General features: G+C 46.4%; 18 protein-coding genes. 6 read left to right on the top strand and 12 right to left on the bottom strand.

From position 1 onward, the window contains the following. Positions 1 to 597 carry a DUF6621 family protein gene (locus ITJ87_RS17045; RefSeq protein WP_005831783.1) on the bottom strand — a complete coding sequence of 199 codons (597 nt, stop codon included), beginning with the start codon at positions 595 to 597 and terminating at the stop codon, positions 1 to 3. 543 nt (positions 598 to 1,140) lie between these two features. Here ITJ87_RS17045 and clpB point away from each other — a divergent pair. Then, on the top strand, positions 1,141 to 3,735 hold the full coding sequence (gene clpB, locus ITJ87_RS17050; RefSeq protein ID WP_117964226.1) for an ATP-dependent chaperone ClpB: 2,595 nt from the start codon (positions 1,141 to 1,143) through the stop codon (positions 3,733 to 3,735). Between the two features lie 86 nt (positions 3,736 to 3,821). Here clpB and ITJ87_RS17055 read toward each other — a convergent pair whose 3' ends face one another. From ITJ87_RS17055 to nusB, 5 genes are all read right to left on the bottom strand, one after another. Then, on the bottom strand, positions 3,822 to 4,253 hold the full coding sequence (locus ITJ87_RS17055) for a DUF5606 domain-containing protein (RefSeq protein ID WP_005831788.1): 432 nt from the start codon (positions 4,251 to 4,253) through the stop codon (positions 3,822 to 3,824). Between the two features lie 115 nt (positions 4,254 to 4,368). Further along, positions 4,369 to 4,968: a dephospho-CoA kinase gene (gene coaE / locus ITJ87_RS17060; protein ID WP_117964225.1), complete on the bottom strand. Its 600-nt coding sequence runs from the start codon at positions 4,966 to 4,968 to the stop codon at positions 4,369 to 4,371. Then, positions 4,958 to 5,974, bottom strand: a complete 1,017-nt coding sequence (locus tag ITJ87_RS17065) for a YbbR-like domain-containing protein (protein WP_117601641.1) — start codon at positions 5,972 to 5,974, stop codon at positions 4,958 to 4,960. The genes coaE and ITJ87_RS17065 overlap by 11 nt, the downstream gene beginning before the upstream one ends. Before the next feature lie 15 nt (positions 5,975 to 5,989). Then, positions 5,990 to 6,325: a preprotein translocase subunit YajC gene (gene yajC, locus ITJ87_RS17070; RefSeq protein ID WP_009038121.1), complete on the bottom strand. Its 336-nt coding sequence runs from the start codon at positions 6,323 to 6,325 to the stop codon at positions 5,990 to 5,992. 38 nt (positions 6,326 to 6,363) lie between these two features. Then, on the bottom strand, positions 6,364 to 7,290 hold the full coding sequence (nusB, locus tag ITJ87_RS17075) for a transcription antitermination factor NusB (RefSeq protein ID WP_117601642.1): 927 nt from the start codon (positions 7,288 to 7,290) through the stop codon (positions 6,364 to 6,366). 219 nt (positions 7,291 to 7,509) lie between these two features. Here nusB and ITJ87_RS17080 point away from each other — a divergent pair, with 219 nt between their 5' ends. The 5 genes from ITJ87_RS17080 to ITJ87_RS17100 all read left to right on the top strand — a co-directional run bounded on the left by ITJ87_RS17080 (position 7,510) and on the right by ITJ87_RS17100 (position 10,790). Beyond that, positions 7,510 to 7,917: a PUR family DNA/RNA-binding protein gene (locus ITJ87_RS17080; protein WP_117601643.1), complete on the top strand. Its 408-nt coding sequence runs from the start codon at positions 7,510 to 7,512 to the stop codon at positions 7,915 to 7,917. A 138-nt stretch (positions 7,918 to 8,055) separates the two neighbouring features. Then, positions 8,056 to 8,646, top strand: a complete 591-nt coding sequence (locus tag ITJ87_RS17085; RefSeq protein ID WP_117601644.1) for a 50S ribosomal protein L25/general stress protein Ctc — start codon at positions 8,056 to 8,058, stop codon at positions 8,644 to 8,646. Positions 8,647 to 8,808: 162 nt separating this feature from the next. After that, the gene (pth, locus tag ITJ87_RS17090) at positions 8,809 to 9,372 is read left to right on the top strand and encodes an aminoacyl-tRNA hydrolase (protein ID WP_117964224.1); all 564 of its coding nucleotides are present in this window, start codon (positions 8,809 to 8,811) and stop codon (positions 9,370 to 9,372) included. Continuing rightward, positions 9,369 to 9,788 carry an RNA-binding S4 domain-containing protein gene (locus tag ITJ87_RS17095; protein WP_117601646.1) on the top strand — a complete coding sequence of 140 codons (420 nt, stop codon included), beginning with the start codon at positions 9,369 to 9,371 and terminating at the stop codon, positions 9,786 to 9,788. The genes pth and ITJ87_RS17095 overlap by 4 nt, the downstream gene beginning before the upstream one ends. A gap of 15 nt (positions 9,789 to 9,803) precedes the next feature. After that, positions 9,804 to 10,790: a Gfo/Idh/MocA family protein gene (locus tag ITJ87_RS17100; RefSeq protein ID WP_117964223.1), complete on the top strand. Its 987-nt coding sequence runs from the start codon at positions 9,804 to 9,806 to the stop codon at positions 10,788 to 10,790. A 21-nt stretch (positions 10,791 to 10,811) separates the two neighbouring features. Here ITJ87_RS17100 and ITJ87_RS17105 read toward each other — a convergent pair whose 3' ends face one another. The 6 genes from ITJ87_RS17105 to ITJ87_RS17130 all read right to left on the bottom strand — a co-directional run bounded on the left by ITJ87_RS17105 (position 10,812) and on the right by ITJ87_RS17130 (position 18,501). Next, positions 10,812 to 13,082, bottom strand: a complete 2,271-nt coding sequence (locus ITJ87_RS17105) for a cation:proton antiporter (protein ID WP_117964222.1) — start codon at positions 13,080 to 13,082, stop codon at positions 10,812 to 10,814. Positions 13,083 to 13,167: 85 nt separating this feature from the next. Beyond that, positions 13,168 to 14,319 carry a bifunctional histidinol-phosphatase/imidazoleglycerol-phosphate dehydratase HisB gene (gene hisB / locus ITJ87_RS17110; protein WP_117601649.1) on the bottom strand — a complete coding sequence of 384 codons (1,152 nt, stop codon included), beginning with the start codon at positions 14,317 to 14,319 and terminating at the stop codon, positions 13,168 to 13,170. A gap of 13 nt (positions 14,320 to 14,332) precedes the next feature. Next, positions 14,333 to 15,376 carry a histidinol-phosphate transaminase gene (hisC, locus tag ITJ87_RS17115; RefSeq protein WP_117601650.1) on the bottom strand — a complete coding sequence of 348 codons (1,044 nt, stop codon included), beginning with the start codon at positions 15,374 to 15,376 and terminating at the stop codon, positions 14,333 to 14,335. Positions 15,377 to 15,442: 66 nt separating this feature from the next. Continuing rightward, positions 15,443 to 16,741 carry a histidinol dehydrogenase gene (gene hisD, locus ITJ87_RS17120; protein ID WP_117964221.1) on the bottom strand — a complete coding sequence of 433 codons (1,299 nt, stop codon included), beginning with the start codon at positions 16,739 to 16,741 and terminating at the stop codon, positions 15,443 to 15,445. Positions 16,742 to 16,802: 61 nt separating this feature from the next. Then, positions 16,803 to 17,654, bottom strand: a complete 852-nt coding sequence (gene hisG, locus ITJ87_RS17125; RefSeq protein WP_044467625.1) for an ATP phosphoribosyltransferase — start codon at positions 17,652 to 17,654, stop codon at positions 16,803 to 16,805. Between the two features lie 355 nt (positions 17,655 to 18,009). Next, positions 18,010 to 18,501 (bottom strand): PaaI family thioesterase, encoded by a 492-nt coding sequence (locus ITJ87_RS17130; RefSeq protein ID WP_016272848.1) that lies wholly within the window; start codon positions 18,499 to 18,501, stop codon positions 18,010 to 18,012. Positions 18,502 to 18,603: the final 102 nt, after the last annotated feature.

Genomic DNA, 18,603 nt, shown 5'->3' on the forward strand with positions numbered 1-18,603 from the left:
CTATAACTCGTCAGACTTGATGCCGAAAGCATGCGCCAAAGAATAAAACACCGGCTCCAGGCGGCAATACACCGGGCTCAGAGGTTCCTCCGTAATGAAATACACAGCTTTGCCCCGTTCTTCTTCATTCTTGTCTTTGAAGAAACCCGCCAGCTTTTCCTCCACTCCATTACCATATACCTGATGGAAAGGCAACAACATCAAACACTTCACATCTGCAGAATCAAGCGCCAGGTTCATCAGGTCAAGAAACAACTCTTCGGTAGAGACTAAACCAGAAGAGGTGACGGAAGAAAATGTAAATTCGCCCAGTGGCGTACGGCATGCCTGGTGATTCAGTTTATTCACATCGGATGGTTCACAACACTTCAGCACGTCCGCTGCAGGAGTATGCACCAACAACACTTCTACCTCATTTTCTTGTTCTCTCAAGCCGGCATCCAATGCCAGATAGCTCAACCATGCCGGCAGGTCAACATCGGGTAGCTTCCTTCCCAACTTACCTTCCAAAAAGTTCTTTGCACCATATACCACTTCATTCAGAAATGCAACATCTATCAATATCACATTTGCCGGAAACTTTATCTTATCCTCCATTATCTCCTATCTTAATACATAATTATACATAATGCTCCTCTGCAAGCGGAGCTCCGAAAACCTACCACACAGAAAGCACAAAACTTTGAAGCAGTAAAAGTACGACAAATTTATCAATAACTTGTATCATCCCAAGCAATTAATCTATATCTCCGAAGCGGAAAGAGAATATCCTTCCCCCACAACACGGAAACCTTGGAGCTGGAACACGAAGACTTAGCTACTAAAACATATAGCCCCTCACTACATAAGATGTGCATCTCGTACTACATGAGATGTACACCTCGTACTACATGAGATGCACATCTCATGCATGACATCCTTATTTGCCCTTCTCTTTAACCAATAGAGTTTAATACGAAAAGGAACTTTGCTCCAACTTCTTATCTAAAGAAGTAGAAAGAAACAAAACGACTGATTTACAGACAATTTGTCATTTTACATATTTTATATGCAGACAATTTGTCCGAAATGTGCCAATGGCAAATCTTTTGCGCCTTCCCAAGTGTTATGAAACTGATAAAATAGAAAGGAGAACAAAATATGAACTTTAACAACTTTACCATTAAAGCGCAAGAAGCAGTGCAGGAGGCTGTGAACCTGGTACAAAGCCGTGGACAGCAGGCCATCGAGCCCGTGCATGTACTTCAAAGCGTGATGAAAGTAGGTGAAAATGTCACCAACTTCATCTTCCAGAAACTGGGCATGAACGGTCAGCAGATAGCACTTGTACTGGACAAGCAAATTGATTCTCTGCCCAAGGTATCCGGCGGAGAGCCATACCTGAGCCGTGAAACGAACGAAGTGTTCCAGAAGGCCACCCAATATTCCAAGGAAATGGGTGATGAATTCGTCTCCCTGGAACCGGTACTGCTGGCTTTGCTGAATGTGAAAAGCACTGCATCCACCATTCTGAAAGATGCCGGGATGACGGAACGCGAACTGCGGGAAGCCATCAACGAACTGCGAAAAGGAGAAAAAGTAACTTCACAATCCAGCGAAGACACTTACCAGTCATTGGAAAAGTACGCTATCAATCTGAACGAAGCAGCCCGCAGCGGCAAACTGGATCCCGTCATCGGCCGTGACGAAGAGATACGGCGTGTCCTGCAGATTCTGAGCCGGCGTACCAAGAACAACCCGATTCTTATCGGTGAACCGGGTACCGGTAAAACAGCTATCGTAGAGGGACTTGCCCACCGTATCTTGCGTGGAGACGTCCCCGAGAACTTGAAGAACAAACAAGTCTACTCCCTGGATATGGGTGCACTGGTGGCGGGCGCTAAATACAAAGGCGAATTTGAAGAACGCCTGAAGGCCGTTATCAACGAAGTGAAGAAGTCCGAAGGAGACATCATCCTCTTCATTGATGAAATCCACACCCTGGTGGGTGCAGGCAAGGGCGAAGGCGCCATGGATGCCGCCAACATCCTGAAACCCGCCCTGGCACGCGGTGAACTGAGGAGCATCGGGGCCACTACCCTCGATGAATATCAGAAGTATTTCGAAAAGGACAAAGCGTTGGAGCGCCGCTTCCAGATTGTCATGGTGAACGAACCGGACACGCTGAGCACCATCTCCATTCTGCGTGGTCTGAAGGAACGTTATGAGAACCATCACCATGTACGGATTAAAGACGATGCCATCATCGCCGCCGTAGAGTTGAGCAACCGCTACATCACCGACCGTTTCTTACCGGACAAGGCTATCGACTTGATGGACGAAGCCGCTGCCAAGCTACGTATGGAAGTCGATTCCGTTCCGGAAGAACTGGACGAAATCTCGCGTAAGATAAAGCAGCTGGAGATTGAACGCGAGGCCATCAAGCGCGAAAACGACAAGCCCAAGCTGGAACAAATCGGCAAAGAACTTGCCGAGCTGAAGGAGCAGGAAAACTCGTACAAGGCGAAATGGCAAAGTGAAAAGACCCTTGTCAACAAAATCCAGCAGAATAAGGTGGAAATAGAGAACCTGAAGTTCGAGGCCGACAAGGCGGAACGGGAAGGCGACTATGGCCGGGTGGCCGAAATCCGTTACGGCAAACTGCAAGCGCTGAACCAGGAGATTGAAGAAACTCAGCAAAAACTGCACGAAATGCAGGGCGACAAGGCCATGATTAAAGAGGAAGTGGACGCTGAAGACATTGCCGACGTAGTATCCCGCTGGACCGGCATACCGGTAAGCAAGATGCTGCAAAGCGAAAAGGACAAACTGTTGCATCTGGAAGCGGAACTGCACCAGCGGGTTATCGGGCAGGACGAAGCCATCGAGGCCGTATCCGATGCCGTACGCCGCAGCCGTGCCGGACTGCAAGACCCGAAACGTCCTATCGGCTCATTCCTTTTCCTGGGAACCACCGGTGTAGGTAAGACGGAATTGGCAAAGGCGCTAGCGGAGTTCCTCTTTGACGACGAGACGATGATGACCCGTATCGACATGAGCGAGTATCAGGAGAAACACAGCGTTTCCCGTCTGGTTGGAGCGCCTCCGGGATATGTGGGCTACGATGAAGGCGGACAACTGACAGAAGCCGTAAGACGGAAACCGTATTCTGTCGTCCTATTCGACGAAATCGAGAAAGCGCATCCAGACGTATTCAACATCTTGCTGCAAGTGCTGGATGACGGACGTCTGACGGACAACAAAGGACGTACGGTCAACTTCAAGAATACGATTATCATCATGACCTCCAACATGGGCAGTGGCTATATCCAAAGCCAGATGGAGAAACTAAACAGTAGCAATAAGGAGCAAATCGTAGAGGAAACCAAGAAGGAAGTGATGAATATGCTGAAAAAGACCATCCGCCCGGAATTCTTGAACCGTATCGACGAAACCATCATGTTCCTGCCACTGACAGAGCCCGAAATCAAACAGATTGTAATGCTCCAAATCAAGAGTGTGCAGAAGATGCTTTCCGGTAACGGTATGGAACTTGTTCTGACAAATGCCGCCATAGACTTCCTTGCCAATGCAGGTTATGACCCTGAATTCGGCGCCCGTCCGGTGAAACGTGCCATACAGCACTATTTGCTGAACGATTTGTCGAAGAAGTTGCTGTCCCAGGAAGTAGACCGCAGCAAGCCTATTACAGTGGATGCCAATACCACTGACGACGGACTGGTTTTCAGAAATTAAAAGCAATCCGTATCCCCCCAATAAAAGAGGCGATTCCCGACTATTGAGAATCGCCTCTTTTATATTGTATTTCAATCCTTCTCCGATTACTCGGCCTTGCTTTCCTCCTTCGTTTCTGCCGCAGGAGTTTCTTCAAAATCCGTCATACCGCTTGCCACCAGCAAATTATACCAAACAATCAATTTCTTGATGTCGGACGGATATACGCGGTCGCGATCGAAGGTAGGCAATACCTCTGCCAGGTAAGCACGCAAATCGTCGGCAGTAGCCTTCTTTAAGTCCATCACTACGGCAGCGCCGTTTTCCTTTTTCTTCATGGAAAGAAGCACTTCCTTCAAAGGAACATCTTCCGTATCTGTATACATGGCGATATCGCCCAAAGAAGTAATCTTCTCATTACCATAGGCAGGGAAACGCTTCTTGTCTGCAAGCGACTCTACAATCAACATATTTTTTCCCTGAGAAACAAGCTTATACAATCCCGGTTTACCGGAAATGGACAAAATAGTCTTCAACATAATATATTCTGTTTTGATGATTAGTAGTTATTTTTTCGGGAGGCAAAGATAATGTAAGCCGAAGACAATACAAAATAAGCTTGCTTATTTTTATTGTCAAGGAGATGCCTATTTTTTAAAGATAGTGCATTTTTTCAGATAGCGAACCGATTAGCTCTAAAACTTGCGGAATCAATGGAATTTCGCCATCATTTACAATGACAAAATCTGCATATTTACGCTTTTCTTCGTCATCCATCTGGCTACGGATACGCTTTTCTATCAATTCGCGCGAGGAAGCATCCCGCCAGACGGCACGTGAAATACGCACCTCTTCGGGCGCATAGACCATAACAATAGCATCTACTTCACCTGCAAACCCCGCTTCAACCAAAATGGCCGATTCTATACCGACAATGGAAGAAGCGGCGCGACATTGTGTCCACCGCCTGAAATCCTCCTTTACACGAGGATGCACAATACCGTTGATTTTTTGGGCATGCTCCGGACTGCCAAAAAGATAAGACGCCAACAAAGGCTTGTTCAGTGTACCACCGGCATACACTTCCGCACCAAGCAAGGCAGACAATTCCTCGCGGATAAATGAATCGGATACCATCAGCTTTTTCGTTTCCAAGTCCGAGATATAGACGGGAACACCCAGCACTTCCAACAGTCTGGATACCATACTCTTTCCGCTACCGATACCACCGGTTATACCTATCTTAATCGCCATAATCAGGAGAAATTTGCTCTATCAAAAAATCCACCTGTGCCGGATTGAAGCGCACCTGGCTCACCCCTTTCGGCAGATTCTTGATCTTTACCGTATACTTGTCGGAACCCAGACGAAGCAGTTCCTCATAAGACACGTAAATATGAAAATCATCAGCGTTAATCTGCCTGAAATGACTCAGACCAACCTGAAACGTGACCTGCACCTTAGAAGGGAAAGCGCGCAGCACCTTGTCGGCAGGAAAGTTAACGCCACGCAACGGCACCTCCACTGTCTTTTCTGTATAAATATCCACTGGAAGCATCATCTCAATGGAAGAAGGCACAAACTTCACACCTTTCTGAACACGCAGGGGGATTTGCTGTCTCAAGGTATCCGATATATCTTCCAGCTTCACCGGTTGCGTATAGGCAACAGTAATCGTATCCAGCACGCCTTGCGGCGCATACACCAATACGGAATCGGGACTGAATATCGTATCCGAAAGATAATACTCACGTCCAGCACTCAGCGTGCCGCGCAGCTTCACCGGCACCAGTTTGGAGGCTCCCGTCGAATAGATGTACTCCAATGTATCCGGCTTCATGGAAAGCAGGCGAGTAGAAGCATTCAGCTGGTTCAGCACTTTCTTTTCAAACTGCGGGGGATATATCCTTACTTGATTATCCACACCCGTATAATCGGCATAATCGAGAATAACAGGGTAAAAGCTCTTTCCCAACATATAGTTGAGCAGTACCGTTCCCTTATCCTTTACCTTGATGCGAAGTTCTGAAGCAGGTTCAGAAGTAATCACCACATTATTGGGTACTCCCTTCAGCCGCACCGGTATAGAGAAGTCCGCCTCATAGTCGTTGTTCAAGGTCTGCAAGAGCCAGAAGCCACCGGCCACAAAGAAGAAAAACAAAAAAATGAAGAACTCTCTGCTTTTATCGCTAAGCAGAAAGTCCTTCACTTCTCTTGATATCTTCAGATATGTACGTTGTATGTTCCTACGTTCAAACATAGGCTCACATTTCTATTATTTAGATGCCTGACTGCTATTCGCATCAGCAGCTGCAGCAAAAATAGAATTCTTGTCTATACGAATCTTAACGTTGGAAGCGATTTCAAGCACCACATCATTGTCGTTGATTTCCTTGATAACACCATGGATGCCACCGGCTGTGATTACTTTCTGATTCACTTGAAGCGATTTACGGAAGTTTGCGATTTCCTTTTGCTTCTTGTTTTGAGGACGAATCATAAAGAAATACATAATAACGAACATGGCTATCAGCATAATCCACATCATGCTACCACCACCAGCAGGGCCTGCAACAGGAGCTTGCAGGAAGAATACAGTCATTAAGTTCATAAATACTCAGTTTTGGTTTCTATTATTAAACAAAGGTATTAGTTTTTCGTTAACTTACCTTCTTTTTTTAATTGATTAACTATTCCGTCCAATGTACCGTTCACGAAGCTGCCGCTTTTGACCGTGCTGTAAACTTTGGCAATATCGACATATTCGTTTAACGAAACACTCACCGGAATGTTCGGGAAACTCAATATTTCGGCCAATGCACACTGCATGATTACAACATCCATAAAGGCTACACGGTCCAAGTCCCAATTACGCGTATTCTCACTGATGAGATGACGGTAATAGTCACAGTTCAAGATGGCACGGCGAAACAAACGGCGTGCAAATTCCTGGTCTTCCTCATCCTTAAACTCTGGTAAAAGCTCCTGGTTGGCACCATTCTTCTCTTCGAAGCGCTTGATGGTTTTCAGCACGAAAGTATCCACAATCTCCTTGTCGTCGTTCCAGTAAAGGCTCTGGTCTTCGAGCACACTGTCCAAGGCTTCGTTGTTGAAGACAAAAGTCTTATACAGCTTTCTCCACAATTCACGATCGTATTCGTAAGAATCGTCCGAAGAAGCCATATATTCCTTATATATATCTGATTCCACAATTTTCTCATACAATCCCTTGACGAAGTCTTCATCATTGGCCCACGTGCGCTTTTGGTTGGCGATGAATTCCGTCAATTGTTTGTTCACTTCCAACTGGGCTATAAACTTGTTTTCCACAAATTTCATGTTGGGATACAGCTCCTCGGCAGTGGGAGCCAGCTTAGCTTTTGCCGCATCAATACGTTTTTGTGCGTAGTTCGTCAAAGCTATCATCAGCATCAGCAGGTAGTTGTAGAGGTCGTATGCCTTTGAAAGGCTAAAGAATAATTCTTTCTCCGCTGAGTCTAAATTTTTACTGCCATTCTGATAATAAGCATATACAATCTGTATAATCTTAAGACGAATAAGAACTCTGTTGATCATAATTCTAAAGTAAATACTAGTGTTTTAACAAGGCGCAAAAGTAGGCATTTTTAATGAGTTTACATAAATAAATCACATTTTTTAATGCAGATATTGATTATCCGGTCTTTTTCTTTTGACAGTTTAAAAAAAATCGTCAATTTTGAGCCCGATAAAGAGCTAAAAGCTACGAGATACAAGTTTTAAGGTGATAATATCAAAATTGAGACCTATTATAATATGGAAGACTTTAAGAAGAAAAACGCAGCGGACATGAACGACAAGGAGATTGTATTCTCCCAATCCATCAAAGCAGGTAAGCGCATCTACTATTTAGACGTCAAGAAAAATAGAAAAGACGAAATGTTTCTCGCCATTACGGAAAGCAAGAAAATCGTGATGGGCGAGGGTGACGACTCGCAGGTAAGTTTCGAAAAGCACAAAATCTTTCTATACAAAGAAGATTTTGAAAAGTTCATGAACGGACTCCAGCAGGCCATCGGCTTCATCCAGGAGCAACAGGGTTTCCACACAAGACATACCGCTGACGACGAGGCTGAAACTCCCGAAACACACAAAGAAGAAGTACCACAAGAGGAAAAAGCTTGCCCCCTGGACGGAGAAATCAAAATAGACATTGAATTTTAAGTTATAACCTTTTGATAATTCAAAAAGAAGCTGTATTTTTGCACCGCTTTTTTGCAACATCGTGTGGTAAACCACATCGTGTGATGGTGAATTAAGCAAAAAATTTACTTAATTTAGAGTAACACAATTTTTTTAGAAATGAAATCAATTGAAGTAAAAGGAACTGCAAGAACTATTGCAGAACGTTCTTCGGAACAAGCAAGAGCTTTGAAAGCTATTCGTAAAAACAACGGTGTACCTTGCGTACTTTATGGTGCAGGTGAAAATGTTCACTTCACTGTACCTGCAGAAGGTCTGCGCAATTTGGTTTATACTCCGCACATCTACGTAGTTGACTTGGTGATTGATGGCAAGAAAGTAAACGCTATCATGAAAGATATCCAATTCCACCCCGTAAAGGATACCATCCTACACGTTGACTTCTATCAAATTGACGAGGCTAAACCTATCGTTATGGAAGTTCCGGTACAGATGGAAGGTTTGGCAGAAGGTGTTAAGGCCGGTGGTAAGCTGGTACTCCAGATGCGTAAACTGAAAGTAAGAGCTTTGTATAACGTAATTCCTGAAAGACTGACTATCAACGTTACTCACTTGGGACTTGGTAAGACTGTTAAAGTTGGCGAATTGCAATACGAAGGATTGGAATTGCTGAATGCCAAAGAAGCTGTTGTATGTGCCGTTAAGCTGACTCGTGCTGCAAGAGGTGCCGCTGCTGCTGCAGGCAACTAATCAATTCTTTCCAAGAAAGACTAAATATTGGGGAACGCGGATTAACGCAGCCAACGCAGATTTCATACTGATTTCCGCGGAAAGTTGCGATAATCCGCGTTCTTTTTCTTACTGCTCTTTCTCCTCTGAAAGGAGAAAGAGAATAGACTTGAAGCACTGACAATGAAATATTTAATTGTAGGATTGGGCAATATCGGCCCCGAATATCACGAAACCCGTCACAACATCGGATTCATGGTAGTAGATACTCTGGCAAAAGCAGCAGGTGCCACTTTTACCGACGGACGTTATGGCTTCACCACAACGCTGTCAGTCAAGGGACGCCAACTATTACTACTGAAGCCTTCCACCTTCATGAACCTCAGCGGTAACGCCGTACGCTACTGGATGCAAAAGGAAAACATTCCATTGGAGAATGTGTTGGTAGTGGTAGATGACCTTGCACTGCCTTTCGGTACACTGCGCCTGAAAGGTAAGGGAAGCGATGCGGGACATAACGGCCTTAAGCATATTGCAGCAACGCTGGGCACCCAGAACTATGCACGCCTGCGTTTTGGAATCGGCAATGACTTTCCCCGTGGCGGACAGATTGACTATGTGCTGGGACATTTTACCGATGAAGATTGGAAAACAATGGGCGAGAGATTGGAAACAGCCGGAGAAATCATCAAAAGTTTCTGTCTGGCGGGAATAGATATCACCATGAATCAATATAACAAGAAATGAACGAAGCCAGAATTGACAAATGGATGTGGGCTGTACGCATCTTCAAAACACGTACCATAGCTGCCGAAGCCTGCAAAAAAGGGCGCATCAGCATCAATGGCGCACTGGCAAAGGCTGCCCGTACGGTGAAACCGGGAGACGTCATCCAAGTGCGCAAGCCCCCCGTCACCTATTCCTTCAAAGTACTGCAACCCATTGAAAAGCGTGTCGGCGCAAAGTTAGTAGCTGAAATGATGGAGAATGTAACGGCTCCGGAACAGTATGAACTGCTGGAAATGAGCCGTGTCAGCGGTTTCGTCAACCGTGCCAAAGGTACTGGACGGCCAACGAAAAAAGACCGCCGGAGTCTGGAAGAATTTACAGAACCGGAATTTCTGGATGATTTCGACTTTGAATTCGATTTCGAGGAAGAGTAAAATAAGGGAAAGATTATGAGCGAGAGAATAATTAAATGGGGATTCATCGGTTGCGGAGAAGTAACCAAATACAAAAGCGGACCGGCATTTCAGAAAATAGAGAACTCCGAAGTTGTGGCCGTCATGAGTCGAAATGGTGACAAGGCCAAGACCTACGCCAAGGAAAGAGGGATTCCCAAATGGTACGACGATGCCCAGGAGCTGATTGACGACGAAGAGGTGAACGCCGTGTACATTGCCACTCCTCCTTCTTCACATGCTACGTACGCCATCATGTCCATGAAGGCAGGTAAACCGGTCTACATAGAGAAGCCGATGGCTGTTACCTACGAAGAGTGCTGCCGCATCAACCGCATTTCCAAAGAAACGGGTGTTCCATGTTTTGTTGCGTATTACCGCCGCTATCTGCCCTACTTCCTAAAGGTAAAGTCACTGGTAGAGGAAGGACATATTGGCAACATCATCAACATTCAAATCCGATTCGCCCAGCCTCCCCGCGACCTCGACCATAACAAGGAAAACCTACCGTGGCGCGTGCAACCGGATATTGCCGGTGGAGGATACTTCTATGACCTTGCACCCCACCAGATAGATTTGTTGCAGGAAATCTTCGGATGTATCCTTGAAGCCAGCGGCTACAAGAGCAACCGTGGCGGACTATATCCAGCCGAGGACACCCTAAGCGCATGTTTCCAGTTTGACAGCGGACTGGTGGGCAGCGGCTCCTGGTGTTTCGTCGCCCACGAATCTGCCCGCGAAGATCGTATAGAAATCATTGGAGACAAAGGCATGATTTGTTTCTCCGTGTTCACCTATGACCCCATTGCGCTGCACACAGAAAGAGGGCGTGAGGAAATCATTGTTGAAAATCCCACTTACGTCCAGCAACCGCTTATCCAGGCAGTGGTAGACCACCTGCTAGGCAAGTCAGTCTGCAGCTGTGACGGTGAAAGCGCCACTCTTACCAACTGGGTAATGGACAAAATACTGAACAAACTCTGATTAGCGTTCATGGGGTAAATCTTACCCCATGTCGAAACCTTCGCATTTTCGGCCGACCAGTTTGTACACATCGACACTCTCGCCTACAATCCATACCACATCTCCCTCTACAAAAGGTTCATGCGGGTCGGGAGCATGCAAGGTCTCCCCTCCCCGCTCCACACCGGCAATCAGACAGTGATATTTCTCGCGTATCCCTGCTTCTTTCAAGGTCTTGTTCAGGAAAGGAGACTGCCCGTCCACACAGAATTGGCGTAGAATCATTTCACTCTTCTCTATCACATCCGCATTCATGGCAGACACCTTATCCATCTCCTGACCGAAAATGCTCAATTCCTCATCCGTAGCAATTACTTGTATCTTGTCCTGCGGAAAAAGACGGACAGACGCTCCAGGAATATTAATCCGTTTCTTGCCCCGAAGGATAGAGACCACATGGATACCGTATTTCTTTCCAAAATTCAGCTCTGCCAATGTCCTGCCTGCCCATTCCGATTCGCCGGGAATCTCAAAATCTGTCAGGTGCAAGTCGCGTGACAGCAGACGCCCCGCATACTCCGGTTTCTTCTCTCCCATATACTCGGCACGCATGTCGCGGTACCGCAGATTCTGGAAGAATGTCCTTTCTATCATTATGGACTGCTTCTTCAACTGACGGGAAAGTATCATTAAAGTCACCAGCAACACCGCCACCCCAAATACCAGTCCCACAGACATCTTGAATAAACCGGCTATAACGAACATGACAAACGAAACACCCAACAGCAGGCGCAATACAATGGTAGCCACTAACGGCGCCCGATTTCCACGGTTATCCTTCCATAAAGTCACAAACTCTTCCGAGTGATTCTTTTTAATCATGATAGCACGCAGAAACGGAGCTATACACAGAATGATGATAAAGGCAGCCAACAAAGAGCCCCATACCCCGGGCAGACTGTCGTGCACGAAAGGCACCAGAAAACGGAACGCCAAAGCTATCACCGCCACGCAAATGATGGAATATACAACCGTAATCCTGACCAGTGCAAATATCAGTTTCTTCCACAGACTTTCATGGTTCATGGTCTGCGAACCTGAAGCATAGCGGGTCAAGAACTTTCTCCATTTTTCCGGCAAATGTGTATCCACAAGATTGGAAGCGGGCTCTGCCAAACGAATCATATAAGGAGTAAGGAAAGTAGTGATGACAGACACCGCCACCACAATAGGATACAAAAAATGGCTGGTGACATGCAGCGACACGCCCAGCGAAGCTATAATAAAAGCAAACTCACCGATTTGCGTCAGACTGAAACCGCACTGCATGGCCGTCTTCAGCGGTTGCCCCGCCAGCAGCACCCCCAGCGTCCCGAAGAGGGATTGTCCGAAAATGACCGCCAAAGTAATCACGACAATAGGTCCCGCATACTCCACAATCATAGCCGGGTCTACCATCATGCCGACCGATACGAAAAAGATGGCGCCAAACAAGTCCTTGACCGGCTTCACCAGGCGCTCTATGCTCTCCGCCTCTACCGTTTCGGCAAGAATGGAGCCCATGATAAATGCACCGAAAGCAGCCGAAAATCCCGTATGCGCAGCCATCACCACCATACCGAAACAGAGTCCAAGAGAGACTATCAGCAAAGTTTCCTCGCTCATCAACCTCCGGCACCGCTTCAGCAATCCGGGGATGAGGTAAATACCCACCACGAACCAAAGTATCAGGAAGAACAGCAGTTTGGCAATACTCTCCAGCATCTCCGTACCCTCAAAGTTATGGCTGACTGCCATCGTGGAGAGCATCACCATCAATACGATGGCAAGAATATCCTCCAGAATAAGCACACTGAGCACCAGACCCGTGAACTGCTTCTTGCGCATCCCCAAATCATCAAACGCCTTATAGATAATGGTGGTGGACGACATGGCAATCATACCGCCCAGAAATATGCAGTCCATCCGTTTCCAGCCGAAACCGGTACCTACCGCCACACCCAACAATATCATACAAAAGATGATGGTACACGCAGCAATAATCGCTGCCCCTCCCACCTTCACAATCTTCTTGAAGCTGAATTCCAATCCCAGTGCAAACAGCAGGAAGATAACACCTATATCTGCCCAGGTCTGTATATTAGCCGTATCCATCACCGACGGTGTATAGGCCATGTGAGGGCTGGCAAGGAATCCTGCAACTACATATCCTAATACCAATGGTTGCTTCAACTTCTTAAAAAGCAGGGTCATAATCCCCGCACAAATCAATATCAAAGCTAAATCAGCTATAAGGGGAGCTAAGTGTGACATAATTCTTCGTCTGTATACCTTTTTGTTGACAAAGATAGTGAAAAGTTTAATAAGGTGGAGGAACAATTCATCCTCTATTTCCTTTTTACAACACTCCTTTCGAGCTTGGCAGCCCAAAGTGATAAATATCCCTCTTCACCGCCATCTTCAGCGCACGTGCCAGCGCCTTGAAGATGCCCTCTATCTTATGATGTTCGTTCTGTCCTTCGGCTTTTACATTGAGATTCATCCGGGCAGCATCGCTCAAGGATTTAAAGAAGTGCAGGAACATTTCCGTAGGCATGTCTCCTACCTTCTCGCGCTTGAACTCGGTATCCCATACAAGCCACGGACGTCCGCCAAAATCGAGACACACCTGGCAAAGACAATCGTCCATAGGAAGAGCATAGCCGTAGCGTTCAATGCCTCGCTTGCTTCCTAAGGCTTGATAAAGGCAGTCGCCCAGGGCAAGGGCAGTATCTTCGATGGTGTGATGCTCGTCCACTTCAAGGTCACCTTTCACATGGATGGTAAGGTCCATACCACCGTGCTTGCCTATCTGTTCCAACATGTGGTCGAAGAAGCCCAGTCCGGTCACGATGTCACAATACCCGTCGCCATCCAGATTCAAAGATACATATATATCTGTCTCCTTGGTAGTGCGACGTACTTCCGCTGTACGCTCACCGGCAAAGAGGAATTCGGCCACCTTATCCCAATCCTTGGTGGCGAGAGCGCAGTAATCTTTAAGTCCGTCACAAGCGGCACTGCCACCTTCGGAGATGGGTTTCAATAAAGCCATATCATCTTGCAGAAGAATGGCGCGGCATCCCAAATTCTTTGCCAACTCCACATCCGTAGGCCGGTCACCGATGACGAAACTGTGGGACAAATCGTAGTCCGGGTTATCAAGGTATTTGGTAAGCATTCCGGTACGCGGCTTACGGGTTGGTGCATTGTCATCGGGCATGCTGCGGTCTATGCAGATGTCGTCGAAGGTGATGCCTTCGCCTTCCAATGTCTTCATCATCAGGTTGTGTGTCGGCCAAAAGGTCTCTTCTGGAAAGGAAGTTGTGCCGAGCCCGTCTTGATTGGTCACCATCACAAAATCAAAATCCAGCTTGCTGCGGATGAAGCCAAGATTACGCATCACTTTCGGATAGAACTCCAGCTTCTCCAGGGAGTCCAGCTGATAATCAATGGGCGGCTCAATGACTAAAGTCCCGTCACGGTCTATAAAAAGTACTTTCTTCTTCATAAATGCTAAATACTCAAATCGTAAAAACTTTCAACGCTTCAATCAATTTTTCATTCTCCCCTCTCGTTCCTACCGTCACCCGCAAGCAATTTCCGCAGAGTGACACGGAGTTACGGTTGCGGACAATGATACCCTTACCTACCAGATAATTGTAAATCTTCGCAGCATCCGTCACACGGGCCAGGAAGAAATTGGCATGAGAAGGGAACATCTTCACCGTACATGGCAGTGCGGCGAACTCGGCTTCCAGGTTCTCCCGTTCTTCTTTCAGTGTCTTCACCCAACGTTCTATTTCATAATAGCGGTGAAGCATTTCCACTGCCTGCTTCTGTGTCAACTGGTTCACGTTATAGGGATATTTTATCTTACTGAGGATGCCGATAATCTCCGGTGAGGCAAATGCCATACCTAGACGGATAGCAGCACATCCCCATGCTTTGGAAAAGGTTTGCAGCACAATGAGATTCGGATATTGATTCAAATTTTCAAGGAAGGAAGGTGCCTCGGAGAAGTCATTGTATGCCTCGTCCAGTATCACCAACCCATCAAACCGGCGAATCAGCGTTTCAATTTCGCTACGGAGCAGGTCATTGCCGGTAGGATTGTTGGGAGAACAGATAAAAATCAGTTTGGTATGCTCATCCGCAGCAGCCAGAAGCTTGTCGGCAGAGAACTGGAAATCCTCATCGAGCAGCACTTTGCGGTACTCCACATCATTAACGTCGGCACAGACTTGATACATGCCGTAAGTAGGGTCGATGGCCACTACATTGTCCACACGGGGTTCACAAAAAGCACGGAACACCAAATCGATAGCTTCATCACTGCCATTCCCTAAGAAGATGGAATCGGGACTCACCTTTTTAATTTTAGACAATTCAGTCTTTAACTCCCGCTGCATGGGGTCGGGATAACGGTTGTGCGGCATGTTATAAGGATTCTCGTTTGCATCGAGAAAAACGGATGCCGCAGCACCATTATATTCATCTCGTGCTGAAGAATAAGGCTTCAGACGCCAGATATTCGGACGGGTAAGTTCTTGTAATGTTTTCACCATGTTATTTATGATTTGACAATTTACGATTAAAATTACTTTAAGCCATCAACTCTCAATTTTCAACTTTCAATTTTCATTTCCATTTTCCAACTGCCCCAGTCTCACACTCACAGCATTCTTATGCGCATCCAGCTGTTCATTGGCAGCCATCAGCTCAATGGCAGGGCCGATGATATTCAATCCTTCCGGCTTTATCTCCTGAAAAGTTATCTTGCGGATAAAGCTGTCGAGGCTGACACCGCTGTATGCTTTAGCATAGCCGTTTGTCGGCAAGGTATGGTTTGTGCCCGAAGCATAATCTCCCGCACTCTCCGGAGTAAGAGAACCCAAGAATACAGAACCGACATTCACGATACGTTCTGCCACAGAAAGATAATCCTCGGTTTCTATGATAAGATGTTCGGGAGCATACGCGTTGGTCAGTTCGATGGCTTCTTCCATGCTGTCCACTACAATCAGTTTGCTATTGGCAAGAGACTTTTCGGCAATCTCTTTACGTGGCAGTAAGGCCAGTTGGCGTTCCACTTCCACCTTTACAGCTTGTTGCAATTCGACAGAGGTCGTAATTAATATAGCTTGACTGTCCACTCCGTGTTCTGCCTGGCTCAATAAGTCGGCGGCGACAAAAACCGGATTAGCTGTTTCGTCAGCCAGAACTTCTACTTCCGAAGGTCCTGCCGGCATATCTATCGCCACATCACGCAAGCTCACAAGCTGCTTGGCGGCCGTGACGTATTGGTTTCCCGGACCAAATATCTTATAAACCTTAGGCACACTTTCCGTTCCGTGTGCCATAGCAGCAATGGCTTGTATGCCTCCAGCCTTGAAAATCCGATTGACGCCTGCCACTTTTGCAGCAAACAACACAGCAGGATGTACCTTTCCGTCACGTCCCGGAGGGGTGCAAAGAACAATCTCCTTGCATCCGGCAATCTTGGCGGGAACAGCCAGCATCAGTACCGTAGAGAACAGCGGAGCCGTTCCTCCGGGGATATACAATCCCACTTTTTCTATGGCAACCGCTTTCTGCCAGCAGGTCACCCCCGGCTGGGTCTGCACTTTCCTGCCCTCAAAGCGTTGTGCAGCGTGGAAAGTCTCGATGTTCTGCTTCGCCAGGCAAATAGCCGCTTTCAAGTCTTCACTCACCAGATTTTCCGCTTCCTGCTGTTCCTCCTCCGACACTGCCAGCGAGGTCAGCACCACTTTATCAAATTTTTTTTCATAATCCAGTACAGCGCGGTCTCCCTCCGACTTCACACGGTCAATAACGCTCCGCACCGTATCAAACAGATTCTCCGTATTCATCACCGGACGTTTCAGAATCTCTTGCCACTGGAATTTATCGGGATTACTAATCAATATCATAATGACATGTTTTTAAAGATTTATGCATAAGCCATGATATTCTTGGAGGTGTGTCGAGGCTTTAAATTATCATTTTCTCAATCGGCAGCACCAGAATGCCTTCCGCCCCCAATGCTTTCAGCTTTCCGATTATCTCCCAGAAACATTTCTCGTCGAGTACGGTATGTACCGAGCACCAGCCTTCTTGCGCCAAAGGCATCACCGTGGGGCTCTTCATGCCCGGAAGTACAGAGACAATCTCATCCAGTTTCTCTTTCGGGGCATTCATCAGCACATATTTCTTATCTTCGGCTGTCTTCACGGCATCCATACGAAACAACAGCTCCCTCAATATCTCTTGCTTTTCCTCGCTCATGTTCTTGTTGCCAATCAGTAGCGCTTCGGACTTCATCACAACCTCCACTTCCTTCAAACGGTTGCTCACCAGCGTAGAACCGGAACTTACAATATCGAAAATAGCATCTGCCAGACCGATGCCCGGCGCCACTTCTACTGACCCCGTAATGACGTGTATCTCCGCATTCACCCCATTCTCTTTCAAAAAGCCGGAAAGGATGCCCGGATAAGATGTCGCAATCTTCTTTCCATGAAACCACTTCACCCCCGGATACTCAATATCCTTCGGCATGGCAAGAGACAGACGGCACTTGCTGAATCCCAGACGCTTGATTATCTCCGCATCCTCATTCTTCTCAACAAATTCATTCTCACCCACAATGCCTATATCAGCCACTCCAGTAGCCACAGACTGCGGAATGTCGTCATCCCTCAAAAACAACACTTCAAGAGGAAAGTTTGACGACTGCACCAACAACGAACGCTTCATGGCACTCAACTTAATATCCGATTCTCCCAAAAATGACATGGTCTCGTCATAAAGACGACCTTTAGCTTGTACTGCAATTCTTAACATAAGGCTATTTACTATTTTACGATTTACTATTTTGAATGAGATGGCAGAAAATAAAACGAGGCTTACCAATATTCGGCAAGCCTCGTCATTTATGTCATTTGTTGTACATATACACTCATACGCCCACCGAGTTATTCGTCAGGATGATGATGGTGATGATGTGCAACAATATTCTTCATATTTTTTTGGTTTTAATGCGACAAAAGTAAACTAAAAGTTTGAAACTTCAAAAGATTTATCACAAAAAGTTTATTTTTTCTTTCAAATTCATCTTACTTCACCACAGATTACACAGATTTGCACAGATTATTTTTATTTCAATCTGTGCAAATCTGTGTAATCTGTGGTAAAACAATCAAATCAACGGCAATATTTCCTCCTGCTCCACTTCGCAGCTATGGAAATGCATTTCCGTTTCCGCTTTCTCTTTCGGGAAGGTGAAGTAAGTGCAGGTAGCTTCCGTACAAAGTTCTCCCATGCTATTGTACAGACGTGCTTCTATGATGGCGATATTCCGCTTTTGCTCCCGAAGTGAAGCCCGCAGCACCACATGCGTGTCGTTGGTCGATATGGATTTGCGGAACCGAGTCTCCATTTTCGATGTCACCCCGCCAGTCTGCAGCTTGCGGAACACTACCCAACCGCAGATTTCATCCAGCAATACGGACTGGATGCCTCCATGCAACGTATTCAGCCATCCCTGATACTCCGGACGCGGCTTCCAGATACTCACCACCTCGTCACCGTCCTCATAAAACTCCATTCTCACACCTGCTTCATTGTCGGGAGAGCAACCGAAACAGTTGTACCCCTCCATATCTTTCCACGGATTGATAATCTTCTTCATATCGTATTCTTCTTTTTTATCTGGCTCTGATTCATATATTCTCTCAATAAAACGTTCAATATTAGTCATTCCGATTGAAAACTACAAATTATTAATGCCTTT

This window comes from Bacteroides sp. HF-162, from assembly GCF_015679285.1.
GTDB lineage: Bacteria > Bacteroidota > Bacteroidia > Bacteroidales > Bacteroidaceae > Bacteroides > Bacteroides uniformis.